Source organism: Lysinibacillus sp. OF-1, assembly GCF_028356935.1.
Classification (GTDB): Bacteria; Bacillota; Bacilli; order Bacillales_A; family Planococcaceae; genus Lysinibacillus; species Lysinibacillus fusiformis_D.
Genome location: NZ_CP102798.1, coordinates 224,595 through 239,727, shown reverse-complemented (window position 1 = coordinate 239,727; position 15,133 = coordinate 224,595). Strand labels below are relative to the sequence as shown.

The following is a 15,133-nucleotide window of genomic DNA, read 5'->3' as shown; positions in this document are numbered from 1 at the left end:
ATCTCTTCCAGAAATCCTATCCATTGCACGAACAAAAAAGACTAGGCTTACAAAAGAAGCCTAGTCTTTCTTGGTTTGCTTACAGTTTAAGACATTGACAAGATTACATAAAATAGCTTACTACATGGTACTGAACAAATCCTGAACATCCTTGTATTTTTCATGTATCACATTCGTAACTTTTGACTGTTCAGCTGCTTAATTTTCTTTTCTGCTTAGTTTGCTTGTAACCGTTCCCTTCTTGGCTCTCTATCTACTGTTAATCTGTTCAATGTCTACATACCACCCAAATTAATACTTCATCACATCATGAATATTTTCAGCGATTTGTCGATTTTCTTATGTACCTGTTACAACATAATACTTTGATGAATTGTTCATTTTCTTCTTTTGAACAGTACCTAGTGATGCATTTTTAACCTTCGGGATCAATTGTAACCAATTGACTCACCATGCTCTCTACTCAACATCTCCTGTTTTTCCCATTAAATTTCTATTATCTTTACAAATATAACTTCCTCTATAGGTACTGAAGTTATATGATGCTCACATAAATTTTATAACCAATCTACCTAATCATCTAAAAAATGCATAAAAAGATCCTAGGCTATGATAAAATTGATTTAACACCAAATCTTGGATAGATTCCCACTGCATCTACCATGAAAAATAAAATAGGAGGCTTCTCTTAGTATGAAAAACAAAAAAAGATTGGCTTTGCTGTCTTTAGTTGCTATCCCTTCACTTCTTTACAGTGCACCAGCATCAGCAGCTGAAGTTACAGAGCCATCAAAAATAGCCTACACATACAATAATAACTACTACTACAATTCTAATGTCTGGAATGTTATTCAGCTCATATCAATCATTGATGATCGATATTCCTCATTCCAAACAAGATTGGAATCGGCTCTCAAAGCTTATAACAACTTGACTGAAACAGAAAAACAGTATGTTACTAATTATGACGTACTTTCCAATCATCAACATACTAGAATTTTATATCGTAAACTCGCTTCACAAATTGAAGAAAAACTAGCTTCTGTAGAACCTACCGCAGTAAATTATTATGAAAATGTTTTGGCTACAAGGGAGTGGTTCAATTCTTTAAACGCTGCACAGAAAACATTTGTTAATGCTGAAACACAGAGAATACTATCATCATATATAAGTCCAAATACGACAATTGACAAAGTAGTAACGAAAATACAATTATTAAATTCTTCACGCTTAAGCTTCCATCAAGAAGTTGAGGCAGCACGTGCTGAATATAATGCATTACGAAAATTTACAAATGCTTATTTACCGTATGGTACAGAGCAACTATTATTAGAGGCTGAACGACTTGTCGTAAAGGATAAAGCTGCTGCCAAAGATGTAGAAAATGCCATTGCTGCTCTATCACCTAAAACATCTACAATTAAGGATGTACAAAAGGTTAAAACTGCGTTTGAGGCGCTAACACCCGTGCAGCAACAAATAGTTCCAAATGTGTCTATTTTAATTGATTTTGTGAATGGTAAATATAAACTTCCAACACAATCAGTTGAAAATACAAAGCCTAATTTTTCCAATACTGCCGCATTGCCTGGTAAAACAACGGCTATGTCTAGAAATAGAAATGATTATAGTGCAAAAATAAATGTCACTGACCCAGGAGTTCACACAGAAAGATTTATCTTAACTACCAAATCTAATATGACATTAATTATTCCTTCTCTCTCAACTTTAGTGGATAAGGATACTACTGGTGTCATAGAAATTCAGCTTAAAAGAAAATTAAATAACATTACATTCAAAATGACACTCAATAATAAACCTATAGAATTCGAGGAAAACATCGAATTAATTATTAACAATTTGCCTAAAAATGCTTCCATTATTCAAAGGAACGATTTAGGTGAGAAGTTGCATACTAACTTCTATGTTGATGGAAATCGTCATATTGTTCAAGCAACTACGTCTGGCACATTCCAAATTATAAGAAAATAAGCATGACGCTTCTGAAAGAAGAAACAACTAAATTCAAGTTAGTTGTTCCAGACTGTAGACAAAAGCCCCATAAACGATATTTATGGGGCACTCTCTAATGTTTATACTATTTTGTCGTAGCTACTAGGTTGTCCACGATGAAATCTAGCTGCTTTGTTAATGAATAAATGTCGTTATAGTAACAAAAACCAAAATCCATTTCAATCAGTCTTCCTTCTTTAACGGCTGGGATATTAGACCAAACTGGGTGATCTGTTAAATCCACCATTCCTTCGTAGGATGAACGGAACACAAAATCACCTGCATAATCTGTTAGTACTTCTAAAGAAACATTGATTGCCTCATCCGTGTTGTTTTTGTCATCAATTTTCTTTTGAATAATATCAGGTGCTTTCAAACCTAAATACTCATAAATAGCTTGGGAACCACGTCCATAGGTATAGCTTGTCACTACGGACATTTGTCCTTTGCCGCCTTCCATAATACTAACTGTTTTATCTAAAATACCTGCCTCTTTCAGCTTCTCTTGACTGTTCTCTACTTTTGTATAGAAATTAGCTAAAAGCTCTTTTGCTTCTTTCTCTTTCCCTAATACTTCACCAATCTTCGTTAAACGGTCATCCAGTGATGTAGAGAAATCGATCATGACAGTAGGTGCAATTTTTTGCATTTGCTCATACAGCTCATCCTTACTTGGGATAATGATGACGTCAGGTTTTAATTGGATTACTGCCTCCACATTTGGTTCGAACCACTCACCTAAACTTTCAACTGTTTTTAATTCTTCCTCAAATGCTGCTCCCTCTTGTATTTTAGAGGAGCCCACTGGTGTCACATCAAAAGCTAGTACATCACCTGTATAATACATCACCACTACTCGCTCAGGATTTACAGGTATTTCTACATCTCCTTTCATAGTGGATACAATTTTTGTTTGTGATTCGCTGACTGCTTGTGCCGTAGAGGCCTGTTTTTCCCCGCTTCCAGTATTTGTTGTTGCTCCACTACTGCAAGCATTTAATAAAAGTGTCAGACATAGAAAGAGTGTTGCAATAGCTGATAATCCTCTTTTATTCATTGGTTCATACTTCCTTTCATTATATTGATAACCATTCTCAATATAATCTTGGAAGCTCCAATCGACAATAGAGTATCTTTCAGACATTGAAGGACTATCTTTTACTAGACGATTCAACTGTTCCCTTTGACGAAATTTTGTGGGGGAAACGCCTACTCTCTTTTTGAATAGTCTACTAAAATAATAAACATCGTTATAGCCGACACCCATTGCGATATCGCGCAAGCTAGCATTTGTCTGCTCAAGCAAAATAGAAGCTTTTTCAATACGGAGCTGAATTAAATACTCAATCGGACTACAACCTATTTGTTGCTTGAATTGAATGGATAAATGGGATGGACTATAGCGTAATGCCTTCGCAATTGATTCTAAAGTCAATGGCTGTGCATAATTTTCTTCTAGATAGGCTTTAATTTGACTAGAGACATTCAGCTTTTGAATGTCGATACTGTCTTGTTCTAACTGCTTGAAAATCTCATTTAATAATTGATAGAATAGCGATTTAATGGTAAATTTGCTGAGATTATTAGCATTTCCCCATTCTATATACATATAATGTATTTTTTTAAACATAGTAATAGGTGAGTTAGGTATAAGACTGTATTGATAGTTGAAAGGATTATTGCTTTGCATGGCTCTTGCTATCATTTTATTAAGGGTTAAAGGAATGGAAGCTCGATAAAATACCATGTAGTATTCAAACCCTTTGTCTGTTGCCACGATTTGCAAAGTGGAGCCTTTTCCACCGTGAATAAGATGAAAGCCCTCTAGTGTATAGTTTGTTAAATCGATCTGGATTTCTGCACCTCCACCTGTGGCAAAAAGAAACATATTAGCAGGCAATTTATATAATTTCCCAATCTCTTCAGGTTTAAATAGTTCATATCGTATATCGAGTACTTTAATCGTTGCATGATTCCAAAGAAAAAAAAACTCCTCTTTTGGCAGCATCCTACATCATTCCTTCCAATTATCACTATCTCCCAGTTTATTATAATTGATAATCGTTCTCAATATATTTTTCTACAATCATGCATGAAACATAGAAAAATCACTCAAACATCCAATGCTTGAGTGATTTTATGGAATCCCATTTATTTTGCTTTTGCATGCTGTACTAGCATTTCTGTCACTTCTTCAATTTGTCCTAGGATTGAAATAGGATCTGAAAACCAGAAACTCCAGCCATCAATTTCAAAAATTTGATCATCTTGCACAGCATCTAGCGTTTTCCAAACTGGTTCGTTTTTATAATCATATGTTTCTGTCGCTTTATCAACAGCCACAAAAATATAATCACCCGCATAATCTGGAAGTAATTCAGGTGATAATTCCAGCCACGGCTTTTCAGGATCAATTTCCTCTACTACTTTTGCGGGTGGAGTTAGCCCAAGCCCATCATAAAATGATCGCCCTGTATAACCATTACCATATAATGTTATGTTATTTTTTGCTCCACCAGCAAAAATCGTCACGGTTTGATCCTTACCAATGATATCTTGAACCGTTTGTCTCGCTTTTGCTACCCTTTGACTATAGTCATCTAACCAAGCCTTCACTTCTTCTTCTTTATCTAAAATTTTACTAAACTCCTCCAATGTTGCATCCATTTCTAAATTAAAGGGTATTAAAACTGTAGGCGCTATTTTAGCATATGCTTCGTATTTCTTATCATCCCCAGTAATGATAAGGTCGGGCTTCAAATCAACTACTGCTTCAAGGGATTCTTCAAAATAAGTAATTCCTTCATTATGCTCCTTCAGGTAAGGGCTTTTCATATAAAGCTCCTGTGTTCCAACTGGTTTAATGCCCATAGTTAATAAAAAACCTGGGTAATAATCGGTTACGATACGTTCTGGGTCAACAGGAATCTCGACATCCCCCTTCACAGTGGATACAATTTTGGTTGTCGACTGTACTTCCGTTGACTCATTAGCTGGTGCTTTTGTTTCTCCATTATTAGAAGCTGTGATAGCAGTACCAGAGCATGCACTAAGCAATAAAGTGAAGCATAGCAATAAAGTCGCCATCATAGAGGACTTTGCTTTTTTATTCATCGATAAATCTCCTTTTGCTTTATATTGATAATAATTATCATTATCAATATAATGTCGTATCCACTTTTTATCATTAGACAAAGAAAGCCGATACATAGGACGATACGATTTATGCTTATCTGGCTGTTGTTTAAATTGCATTGGGGTTTGCCCACTGTACTTTTTAAAGATACGGATAAAATAAGAGACATCTTCATAGCCAACACTCGACGCAATCTCCTGCAAGCTCGAAGTGGTATGTAATAATAACTGCTGTGCTTTTTGTATTCTTATCTGGATAAGATAATCAATAATACTTCTACCCGTCTTCTGCTTAAATTGCTTAGCTATATAGGGCACACTATAATTCAACATTTGAGCAAGCGATTCTCGTGTAATCGGTTGATTGTAATATTCTTCTATATAATTTTGAATTTGCTCCACAAGGTCCGGCTGTTGAACAATGACCTGCTGTTGATGTAATTGCTGCAAAAGTTCATAAATGAATTGATAAAAAAGGACTTTGACATGAAAATGGGCTAGATTGCCCTGTTTGAGCCACTCTCGGTGCATAGTTTCGATTTTTTCCTGTAATGTGAGCGCATTCGAAATTTGAAAAACATATTGAAGCTGAAAAGGTTTTTCACGTTCCCACAATGCTAGCAAATTTTTTCTATGAGGAAGAGGTAACGTCGCTTTGTAGAGAATTAAATAGTACTCCAAACTATCTTCTACAGCACTAATATGCAGGCAGCTCCCTTTACCAACATGCACTATATAAAAATTTTCTATCTTATAGGCTTTACTGTCTAATAATACTTTAGCCTTTCCCTTTATTGCGTACAAAAAACCGCTAGCTGGTACACGATAGGAGCTAAGCTGTTCATCACTTTGCATCCTTGTATAACGAATATCAAACAATTGAATGGAAGCCGCTTTCCACAAAAGGATATGATCATCTATGTTCACTGTTTGTTTTCACACCTTTCTAATCAAAGCATAGAATGGTACCTCATGTGAATATTATAAATGATAAACATTCTCAATAATATATTAAAATGAAACAACAAAAAAGAAGCACCTTTATTGCTAAAGTTGCTTCCTTTTTTTACTTGCTATAAACCATCGTACTAATAAATTATCTGCACAACTCACCCTGTTATTTTTTAGTCGTTAGCCATTTGGTTAATTCCTCAACCTGAGCCAACACTGCTGTAGGGTCATAGTACCACGAACGTTCCTCAGGCCAAACATAAAGATGATCGTTTTTTACAGCTGGTAGGCTACCCCATATTGGATCATTTTTAAAATCTTCAACTGTGCGACCATCTGCAGTTAAAATGATGTAGTCTCCTGTATAATCTGCTAGCACCTCTTTTGAAATTTCAACCCACTGCTTTTCCATAATTTCGTCTGCTACTTTAGCGGGTGGCTTACGACCAAGCGACTGATAAACTGGCTGTCCACCACGTCCAAAGTTATCGCCATAAGCATAATAAGATTTGCCTGCATCTTCAATAATAGAAAAGCTTGCATCCTCTGGAATAATCGCATCTACCAGTGCTTTTGCATCGGCAATCTTTTGATCGTATTGTGCGAGCCAATCCTTCGCTTCCTGCTCTTTGTCAAGCAATTCACCAAAATATGTAAGCTCTTCATGTGCATTCTTTAATTCACCATAAGGGATGACAACTGTCGGTGCAATTTTACTTAAAGCATCGTAATTTTCCCCATTGCCCGTAATAATTAAATCTGGTTTGAGTGATATAACTTTTTCAATCGATGGTTTTCCATAATCACCGATTTCTTCTACATCCTTTAATCCATCCTTTAAATAATAGTTTTCAAGAGCCAACCCAGGAGCTCCCACTGGTTTCACGTCCAATACAAGCAAACTAGCAATATATTCCTCTGCTACGATACGCTGTGGATTAGTCGGAATAACAATTTCGCCATTTGTCGTCTGGACCGTTTTTGTCTCTGCTTCTTTTGTATCTTGTTCTGTAGTTGAACTAGTGTTTTTTTCATTTTCCCCACAAGCCGTTAACAAAAGAAGTAATAGAAGAAACAGTGGTGCTATGAATTTTCTATTTTGTCTAAGCATTTTTTCCCTCCATACACATTAGTTGATAATCATTCTCAATAATTGTAGAAGAAAGTAAAATAACTGTCTATGCATGGAAGTGATTTGTTCCCTTGTACTTTTATGATGTTAGTACTTCCATTAATTTTTGTAATTGAGCCACTGTAGATAATGGGTCATAGCCATAAAATAATTCATATTGATTCATAAAGTACATCTGCTTCTTTTGCACTGCCGTAAGTGACCGCCATTTTTCTGACTGCAATACTGTTAAGAGACACTCCTTTCCAAAATCTGTTGTAGGAAGAGCCGTAACGAATATATAATCAGCTGGAAAGTACACAATATCTTCAATATCTACTGTTAAGTAGCCTGTTTGTTCAATGTTTTTCGTGACTATCGCATCTGGTCGACTAAAGCCTAAATCCTCATATAATATATGACTTCCTCTCCCATGACTACTATTTAAACAATATGCTTGATGACTACCTATTTCCCAAACAATAGCGGTACCCCTTCTTGACCCAAGTTGTTGATCAAGAATATAGTTACAATGCGCTATTTGTTCATCATATTGCTGAAGCCAGCTCTTACACACTTCTCGCCTATCAACAATATCGGCAATCAGCCCAAATTGCTCTCGCCAACTCAATTGTCTACATGGTAGCTCGAATACAGGGGCTACTGACAGTAATGCTTGTTTCTCCTTGCCACCACTGTAGTTAACAATGACATCTGAACATGCTGCGGTTATCTCCTGATAATTTGACGTAATAGCATACTCATAGCCTTTAAGCCTCTGCAAAGAGGGTACTGGCTCGATGCCCTCCAGAAATGGAGAATACACCCCCAACACTGGCGTAATGCCCAGAGCAAGTAAGCAGGCTGTATGATTGGTATTAAGCGCAATGACACGCTTCGATTTTTGATAATAAACTGTCGGTGACATACCCACTAATTCTTTAAATTTCCGACTTAAATAAGTACCCTCACGGTAGCCAACCTCCTGGGCAAGATCATCTAATTTCGGCATCGCTAACAACAGCTTTTTCTGGGATTCTCGTATTCTTAGCAACGTTAAATATTCACTATATGTATGACCAGTATGCTTGTGGAAGGTACGTGAAAAATGCTCAGGACTTACTTGTGCATTTTCAGCCAGCTGCTCCCTTGTTAATTCTTCACGAAAATGTAGGTTGATATAATGAAGTACCTTATCAATCCATAGTTGTTGTTGTGTATTATCACGTAAATGGTTGTATAACACTTCAAGCATTTCACCAAATAATTTTTGTAAGTGAAACGGATTGTTACCTTGGGCGTCCGCTTCCTTTTCTATTTCTTTAGCTAGATTCATGAGCCGATAGGAGCCATGTTCAATTAAAATAGCATCTTGTAATAAATGATCCGTTTTAGAGCCATATGCACAGTACTGAATGACGATTCCGCTACTTTCACCTGTTTCAAGTAGATGAAAATCGTCAGTATCGTTCAACAGCATAACAGAATTTGAACTAAGCTGAATCTTCTTACCTTGGTGGGTGCACTCTACTTGTCCCTCATAAATGATGACAATAATAGGATGTGTGAAATGTGCTGCTTTGTCATTTAACATTTCTTGTAATGTCACTATTTGAATAGGTTGATAAAAAATATGGGACAGTAACTGACGATCTTTGTTCATTTCGTTTTATCTCCTAAACATCAAATTGATATTGATTATCATTTTCATTATAATGAAATAGCATGATAGAAATCAATTGAATTAGGAGGCTTATCGTTTTGACAAAATATATAAAACAAAATGTCTTGTTAATAGGCATTTTTATTATTTCCATCCTATTAGCTGCATGTGGAAATCAACCATCTTCCTCATCCGATACAACAAATGAAAAGAGCACTAATCGGGTTTTAACAGATGCCATCGGTCATGCAGTGACCATTCCCAAAAATCCTCAGCATGTCATTGCACCCTATTTAGAAGATCACCTTGTAGCATTGGGCATAAAGCCAGTTGCACAATGGTCAGTCAAAGGAGGTACCTCTATCCAAGGCTACCTTCAAGATTCATTAAAAGACATCCCAACAATTGAATTTGATCTTCCTTACGAAGCTGTTACAAGCTTTAATCCGGATTTAATTGTAATTGGTTCACCTGAAATTGCTGAAGGTGAAAAATACGAGCAATATAGCAAAATTGCGCCTACTTATGTCATGGGAGCAGAGGATAATAATTGGCGCAATAAGCTCTTAACAATGGGCGAAATTTTTGGTCAAACAGATACAGCAAAAAAAGTCCTTGCAGATTATGATCAATTTGCTAAAGAAGCTAAAGAAGATATTCACAACAAAGTTGGAAGCCCTTCTGCCACTGTCATCTGGAATATTAAAAATACAATTTATATGGTAAGTGACACAGCTTCTAGCGGTGTTGTTCTTTATGAGGATCTCGGACTACAAACACCAACCTTAGTAAAAGAGGTATCAGCCTCTGCTGCTGGTGATTGGTCACAGGTTTCTTTAGAAAAATTTATACAAATAGATGCTGACTATCTTTTTGTTATTAACAGTGATCATACAGGCAGCACTGAATTATTAAGTGATCCACTCTTAGCAAATATACCTGCTATTAAAAATGGCCATGTTTATGAATTTGACCAAAATTCAAGTTGGTTATATTCAGGGGCTATTGCTAATCGACAAATCATTCAAAATGTCGTAGATAGCATTGCTAAGTAAGAAAACCCCTCCAGCGTCAACATAACGCTGGAGGGGTTTTAGTGTGAACTATATTTTACAAATTCTCGAGGACTCAGCCCATACCTCTCCTTAAAAACCTCAGCAAAATGACTTGGATTCGAATACCCGACAGCATTTGCCACTTCCATGACATTCATTGTTCCATTTTGTAGTAAATAACAAGCCTTTTCTAATCGTTGCTCACGTAAGTAGCCAAATACTGTTGTGCCATACATTTCTTTAAATCCTTTTTTCAACTTATAATCATTTAAGCCAATTAAACGAGACAGCTCCATGAGTGAAGGAGGATTCACTATATTTCCTGCCATGATGGCTTTTGCTTGAGATAGTTTAGCTCTATCGTCCTGTGAAAATTCCATTGAATTAGTAGGATGAGAGAAAAAGGTTTGAAATGTTCTCGTTAAAAGCTGTAAAGCCATGCTTTCTAACTCCAAATTAGTCATCCGATTAGCTGCTATCCCTTCTAGCAGCTGTTTTACCATAAACAAATCAAGCGAATCTATCTTCTCTTGAAACAAACGATAGGGATATCCTTGAAGAACCTTAGAAAACTTGGTAGCACCGCCATTGCCATTGATTTTTTCCATGTAATGATTAAAAGTTGTTACGGGAATACCGATGCCAACCATCTGATAAGACTCATCTTTATTAAATAAAAAATTTGCCTCTACTTGCTCCATTAATTGCAAAGTACATGTTCCTGGCGTTACTTCATATTCACAATTAGAAATATGAACGCCACGTGTCCCTTGCAAGCAGTAGCTAACTTCCACCATTGGCTTCGCTGTAGAGATATACATTCGATGTTCTTGATGAAATGAATAATCCGATACAACCACCTCTAAATCTGCACGAGGCATAAAACGATGTATTGCCCCTTCCTTTATCGATGATTGGAATGTCATATATTGTGTTGCATTTTCCTGTGGTTTTAGTATCTCTAATGCATGAAAAAATTGAGTAAAATTTTGATGAAAGTCGATATTCATAGCGTTCACCATCCCTCAGTATTTTATTGAGAATGATTATCAATAATTAACCAAAGTATAGCAAAGATACATCTTTTCCGCTATGAAATTCAGAATTCTTCTGTTGTTGCAGTAGTCATTGTAAATGCTAGCAGGATACATATAAAGAAAACTATCGCTCCAAAGCCATAAGCAACTGGAAATCCTCCAACATGCTCAATTAACCAACCTGCTAAACCAGGCCCCATCATTTGACCAACTGCATAAAAAATGGAAATAAATCCGATGGCAGATGCAATATATGGAGGTGGCACTTGCTGGCTTGCCTTCATCTGAATCAAGACAAGAACACCACCGAGTGATGAACCCCAAATAATAGAGGATAATATAAACCCTCCAATATTTTCAAACACTATTGGTAGTAAATCGCCGACAACCGATAGTAGTAAAGCCGCTGTTAATGCCTTTTTAACACCCATTTTATCTGCTAACATTCCCCAGAATGGAGCGCCTCCAATCGACACGATTCCCGCAATGGCATAAATGGAACCTGCTAGTCCATTGGATAGCCCAAGGCTTTTCATATAGCTTGTTTGGTATAGATTAGGAATAAGATAGACTAGACCAACAGCAAAATAAATACCTGCAATGATATATAGCTGCTTATTGCGCCATGCTGTTGTTTTTTCCTGTATTGTATCCTTCTTAACAGGATTTGGTTGCTTTATCGTCCAGAACGCTAACAACATGACGATCAGTGTCAAAATCGCAAATACTAACCACGCCCCTCGCCATCCTAACGTAGGAAATTGTTGCAGCATAAAAGGGACGAGTAAGCCTGATAAAAGCATCCCAATTCCAGCTCCACTCATTAACAGTCCCATGACAGTCCCTCGTTTCTTAGGGTATAGGCTAATGGCTATAGATAGTAGTGGTGTATACACAAGTGCACTACCAGCGCCTGCAAAAAACAGTGTGATAGCAGCCTCCCAGAAGCTAGTGACGAAAACTAGACCCATCAATCCTAAAACAACACAGACTCCTCCAACTAACAGAACATTTTTTGCACCAATGCGTATTGTGAGTACTCCTGAAAGTCCAACAGTTAGTAAATAGCCTAAAAACAGCATTGTACCTAAGTAACCAGACTGAGAGGTCGTAAGGCTTAACCCCTCCTGCATAAACGGTAAAATAATGCCATAGGCCATACGTGCAAATCCTGTCGTTGTAACAATTAATAGCATACCTGTTAAGACAAACACCCAAAATTTTTTCATTTGTATACTCCTTTCATTACATGCATCTTAGTTCAATGAAAGGCCCATTTTCCACCTATGGAAGGATGCTTATACGGTTAAACGGATTTTATTTTCTGCCATTTAAAAGAGAAGACATTCGCTTTTTGGATAAACCTCAATGACCCATTTTTTGTTTGTCCATTGTCCTTGGACAATGACTAAATTATGCTAATCAATATCGATAATGATTATCATTTATGGAGGAATAGACATGAAAAAATTAAATCGACATATACTCATTTGTAGCCTATTACTACTGATGGGGATATTTATGGCTGCTTGTGGTTCAAGCAATGAAGAGACAAATAAAAAAGGGACAACAACAACTGAAGCAACAACTCGTATGTATAAGGATTATTTAGATCATGAGGTTGAAATCCCAGTAAATCCACAGAGAGTGGTTTATCATGGAGAAGGATACGGTGATTTGCTTGCATTGAATATCAACACAGTTGGTGCAGGCTTCTCCTGGATTACAAATTATGCTTGGGAAGATCGTGTAAAAGATGTAGAGGACGTTGGTTTTCCTATAAATGTTGAGAAAACATTGTCATTAAAACCAGACCTTATCATTATTGGTACTTCTGATGATAAGACATATTCACAGCTTTCTAAAATCGCTCCAACCATAGTGCTTGATACTTTCGCGCCTTTGGACCAACGTTTGACAGAGCTAGGCGATATACTTAATAAAAAAGATGAAGCAGCACAATGGATAGATGACTATACAGAAAAAGCAGATAAAATGTGGAACTCACTTGTAGCTGATGGTAGCGTTAAACCAGATGAAACGGCATCGGTTTTAACCTATTATCCAGGAGACCGATTATTTGTAATGGCACGTGCTGGACTTTCTCAAGTTTTATACGATTCAAACGTTCTTAAGCCTAGTGACAAAATACAAAAAATACTTGATGATGGAACAGGCTTTGCTGAAATCTCCACAGAACTTCTCCCTGAATATGCTGGTGATCGAATTTTCATCCTAACACCAGTAGATGATGAGGCGAAACAATCGACAAAAGAAATGATGGAAAGCCCGATCTGGAAGAACCTACCTGCTGTGAAAAATGGACATGTTTACACAATTGATATTCAAAAAAGTGATAGCGATGCCTCAACTAGAGAATGGCTGTTAACACAAATACCTACTATGCTAAAAAAATAAATAGCAAGAGACATTTCATCTTTGTTGAAATGTCTCTTTACTTTTTATACAATATAGTTAATTGATAATCATTTTCATTTAGCAAGGAAGTGAACAGATGGAAGACAATATTTCATCTTCTTTTAACAATAATTTACTATTTCATTTAGAAGATATCGACTATATTTCACAGAGCTATCCGTTTATCTCAACTTCTCACCATACGATGATACTTTTTATGGATGGCTGTGGCACATTAACGATTGATGATATTCCCTATTTGGTGACGAAAGGGAAGATTTTTCTTATACAACCTCATTCTATGATAGATTTATCGGATCTAACGAAGCAATTCCATTTCTATAAAATAACTTTTACAGCTTTTCAGCTAAAACATGAGTACCCTTCTCCATATTTAGGAGCCCTTTTTTCTGATGAAGTGGAGTATACCGTTTACCCAAATACGCGCTTTATTCGTCTTACCGAAGATCTATATCATTTAAAGCCTAAATCAGATTATCTTAAACAACACGGAATCTTGTATGAACTATTAAATTTATTATTTGAACATCAGCTTCATGTGAATTACCAATTAACAATGACAAAGTCGGTTGAAGAAACGATTAACTATATACATAGCTACTATCAACAGCCTTTAACCGTGAAAAAGCTGTCAGAGCTAGCTCATATCGCTCAATGGCAATATAGCGCAATCTTTCAAACTTTAACAGGGAAAAAACCGTTAGATTATATTACAGATTTACGTCTTACCAATGCAAAGGAATTATTGCTACAAACAAATGAGCCATTAAAGGATATTGCACAGCAAGTTGGATTTGATGATGAATATTATTTTAATCGCCGCTTCCGACAAGTGATTGGGATTCCCCCAAAGCAGTTTGCACGGCAGTATAAGCAAAGAACAATTGTAAAAGATTGGACTGGACATGAGGTAGTCATCCCTTCCTCTCCTCATCGTATTATTTATCATGGAGAGACATTTGGCGATATGTTGATTTTTGATGTACAGCCAATAGGTGGTGACAAAAACTCTATTAGTAAATCTTTTTATAAAAACCATGTTCCGTACATTCAAGATGTAGCATTTCCAATCAATCTAGAAAAATCTTCAAAGCTTAATCCAGATTTAATCATTTTTACAAATAACGACGAACGGCAATATCAGGCATTATCGTCGATTGCTCCAACTATTACCCTAAATTCTTGGGATTCATTAGAAGAACGCATCCGTCTATTAGGACAATGGCTAAGCCAACAACAATGTGCAGAAAATTGGCTAACACGTTTTAAAATCCAAGAACAAACTATGTGGCAGCAGCTACAAACCGTTGTAGAGTCTGGTGAAACGGCATCAGTTTTGACCTTTGATCATGGTAAACGCCTTTATGTCATGGGCTGTACAGGTCTATCCCCTGCCCTTTTTCATCCAGATGGATTTCAACCTCACCCGCAAGTAAAAAAATTACTTCAAGCAAGCATGGGGTATAAGGAAATTCCGATAAACCACTTGCCTCAATACGCTGGTGATCGAATCTTTATGCTTTTATCTGATAAACCAGAATCGCAAAAGGCAACGATGGAATTGATGCAAAGTGATATTTGGAAAAGCCTCACTGCCGTACAAAATAACCACGTTTATTTAGTGGATGCAACAAAGTGGAATTATAGTGATGCCTTTACAAGGGAGAAGTTACTCGGTGCATTACCAAAGTTATTGGTTACTGCAAAGTAATTCCCATAATTATATACA

At 36.5% G+C, this 15,133-nt stretch carries 10 protein-coding genes; 4 read left to right on the top strand and 6 right to left on the bottom strand.

What is annotated here, in order from left to right:
* Positions 1–693: 693 nt before the first annotated feature.
* Positions 694–1,992 (top strand): hypothetical protein, encoded by a 1,299-nt coding sequence (locus tag NV349_RS01115; RefSeq protein ID WP_271912101.1) that lies wholly within the window; start codon positions 694–696, stop codon positions 1,990–1,992.
* 106 nt (positions 1,993–2,098) lie between these two features.
* Here NV349_RS01115 and NV349_RS01110 read toward each other — a convergent pair whose 3' ends face one another.
* The 4 genes from NV349_RS01110 to NV349_RS01095 form a co-directional block, all read right to left on the bottom strand.
* A complete protein-coding gene (locus NV349_RS01110) occupies positions 2,099–4,021 on the bottom strand; it encodes an AraC family transcriptional regulator (RefSeq protein ID WP_271912099.1) in 1,923 nt (640 codons plus the stop codon).
* 143 nt (positions 4,022–4,164) lie between these two features.
* Positions 4,165–6,075, bottom strand: coding sequence for an AraC family transcriptional regulator (locus NV349_RS01105; RefSeq protein ID WP_271912098.1), 1,911 nt, complete (start codon positions 6,073–6,075; stop codon positions 4,165–4,167).
* A 190-nt stretch (positions 6,076–6,265) separates the two neighbouring features.
* Positions 6,266–7,210, bottom strand: a complete 945-nt coding sequence (locus NV349_RS01100) for an ABC transporter substrate-binding protein (protein WP_036125827.1) — start codon at positions 7,208–7,210, stop codon at positions 6,266–6,268.
* Positions 7,211–7,310: 100 nt separating this feature from the next.
* A complete protein-coding gene (locus tag NV349_RS01095; RefSeq protein WP_271912097.1) occupies positions 7,311–8,873 on the bottom strand; it encodes a helix-turn-helix domain-containing protein in 1,563 nt (520 codons plus the stop codon).
* A 98-nt stretch (positions 8,874–8,971) separates the two neighbouring features.
* On the opposite strand from NV349_RS01095, the gene NV349_RS01090 reads away from it, so the two are divergent.
* Positions 8,972–9,928 carry an ABC transporter substrate-binding protein gene (locus NV349_RS01090; protein ID WP_058845289.1) on the top strand — a complete coding sequence of 319 codons (957 nt, stop codon included), beginning with the start codon at positions 8,972–8,974 and terminating at the stop codon, positions 9,926–9,928.
* A gap of 38 nt (positions 9,929–9,966) precedes the next feature.
* Here the strand turns inward: NV349_RS01090 and NV349_RS01085 are convergent, their stop codons facing one another.
* Together NV349_RS01085 and NV349_RS01080 are read right to left on the bottom strand one after the other, a co-directional pair.
* Complete coding sequence (locus NV349_RS01085; protein WP_036125819.1) at positions 9,967–10,938, bottom strand: helix-turn-helix transcriptional regulator; 972 nt, start codon at positions 10,936–10,938, stop codon at positions 9,967–9,969.
* 89 nt (positions 10,939–11,027) lie between these two features.
* Complete coding sequence (locus NV349_RS01080) at positions 11,028–12,194, bottom strand: MFS transporter (protein WP_271912095.1); 1,167 nt, start codon at positions 12,192–12,194, stop codon at positions 11,028–11,030.
* A 232-nt stretch (positions 12,195–12,426) separates the two neighbouring features.
* On the opposite strand from NV349_RS01080, the gene NV349_RS01075 reads away from it, so the two are divergent.
* Positions 12,427–13,383, top strand: a complete 957-nt coding sequence (locus NV349_RS01075) for an ABC transporter substrate-binding protein (protein ID WP_271912093.1) — start codon at positions 12,427–12,429, stop codon at positions 13,381–13,383.
* Between the two features lie 97 nt (positions 13,384–13,480).
* Entirely contained in the window at positions 13,481–15,115 is a 1,635-nt protein-coding gene (locus NV349_RS01070; RefSeq protein WP_271912092.1) for an AraC family transcriptional regulator, read from the top strand.
* The last annotated feature ends 18 nt before the right edge of the window (positions 15,116–15,133 follow it).

Coding starts and splice junctions, on each gene's coding strand:
- NV349_RS01110 (WP_271912099.1), bottom strand. CDS start 4,021: ATGCTGCCAAAAGAGGAGTTTTTTTTTCTTTGGAATCATGCAACGATT.
- NV349_RS01075 (WP_271912093.1), top strand. CDS start 12,427: ATGAAAAAATTAAATCGACATATACTCATTTGTAGCCTATTACTACTG.
- NV349_RS01100 (WP_036125827.1), bottom strand. CDS start 7,210: ATGCTTAGACAAAATAGAAAATTCATAGCACCACTGTTTCTTCTATTA.
- NV349_RS01115 (WP_271912101.1), top strand. CDS start 694: ATGAAAAACAAAAAAAGATTGGCTTTGCTGTCTTTAGTTGCTATCCCT.
- NV349_RS01095 (WP_271912097.1), bottom strand. CDS start 8,873: ATGAACAAAGATCGTCAGTTACTGTCCCATATTTTTTATCAACCTATT.
- NV349_RS01085 (WP_036125819.1), bottom strand. CDS start 10,938: ATGAATATCGACTTTCATCAAAATTTTACTCAATTTTTTCATGCATTA.
- NV349_RS01070 (WP_271912092.1), top strand. CDS start 13,481: ATGGAAGACAATATTTCATCTTCTTTTAACAATAATTTACTATTTCAT.
- NV349_RS01080 (WP_271912095.1), bottom strand. CDS start 12,194: ATGAAAAAATTTTGGGTGTTTGTCTTAACAGGTATGCTATTAATTGTT.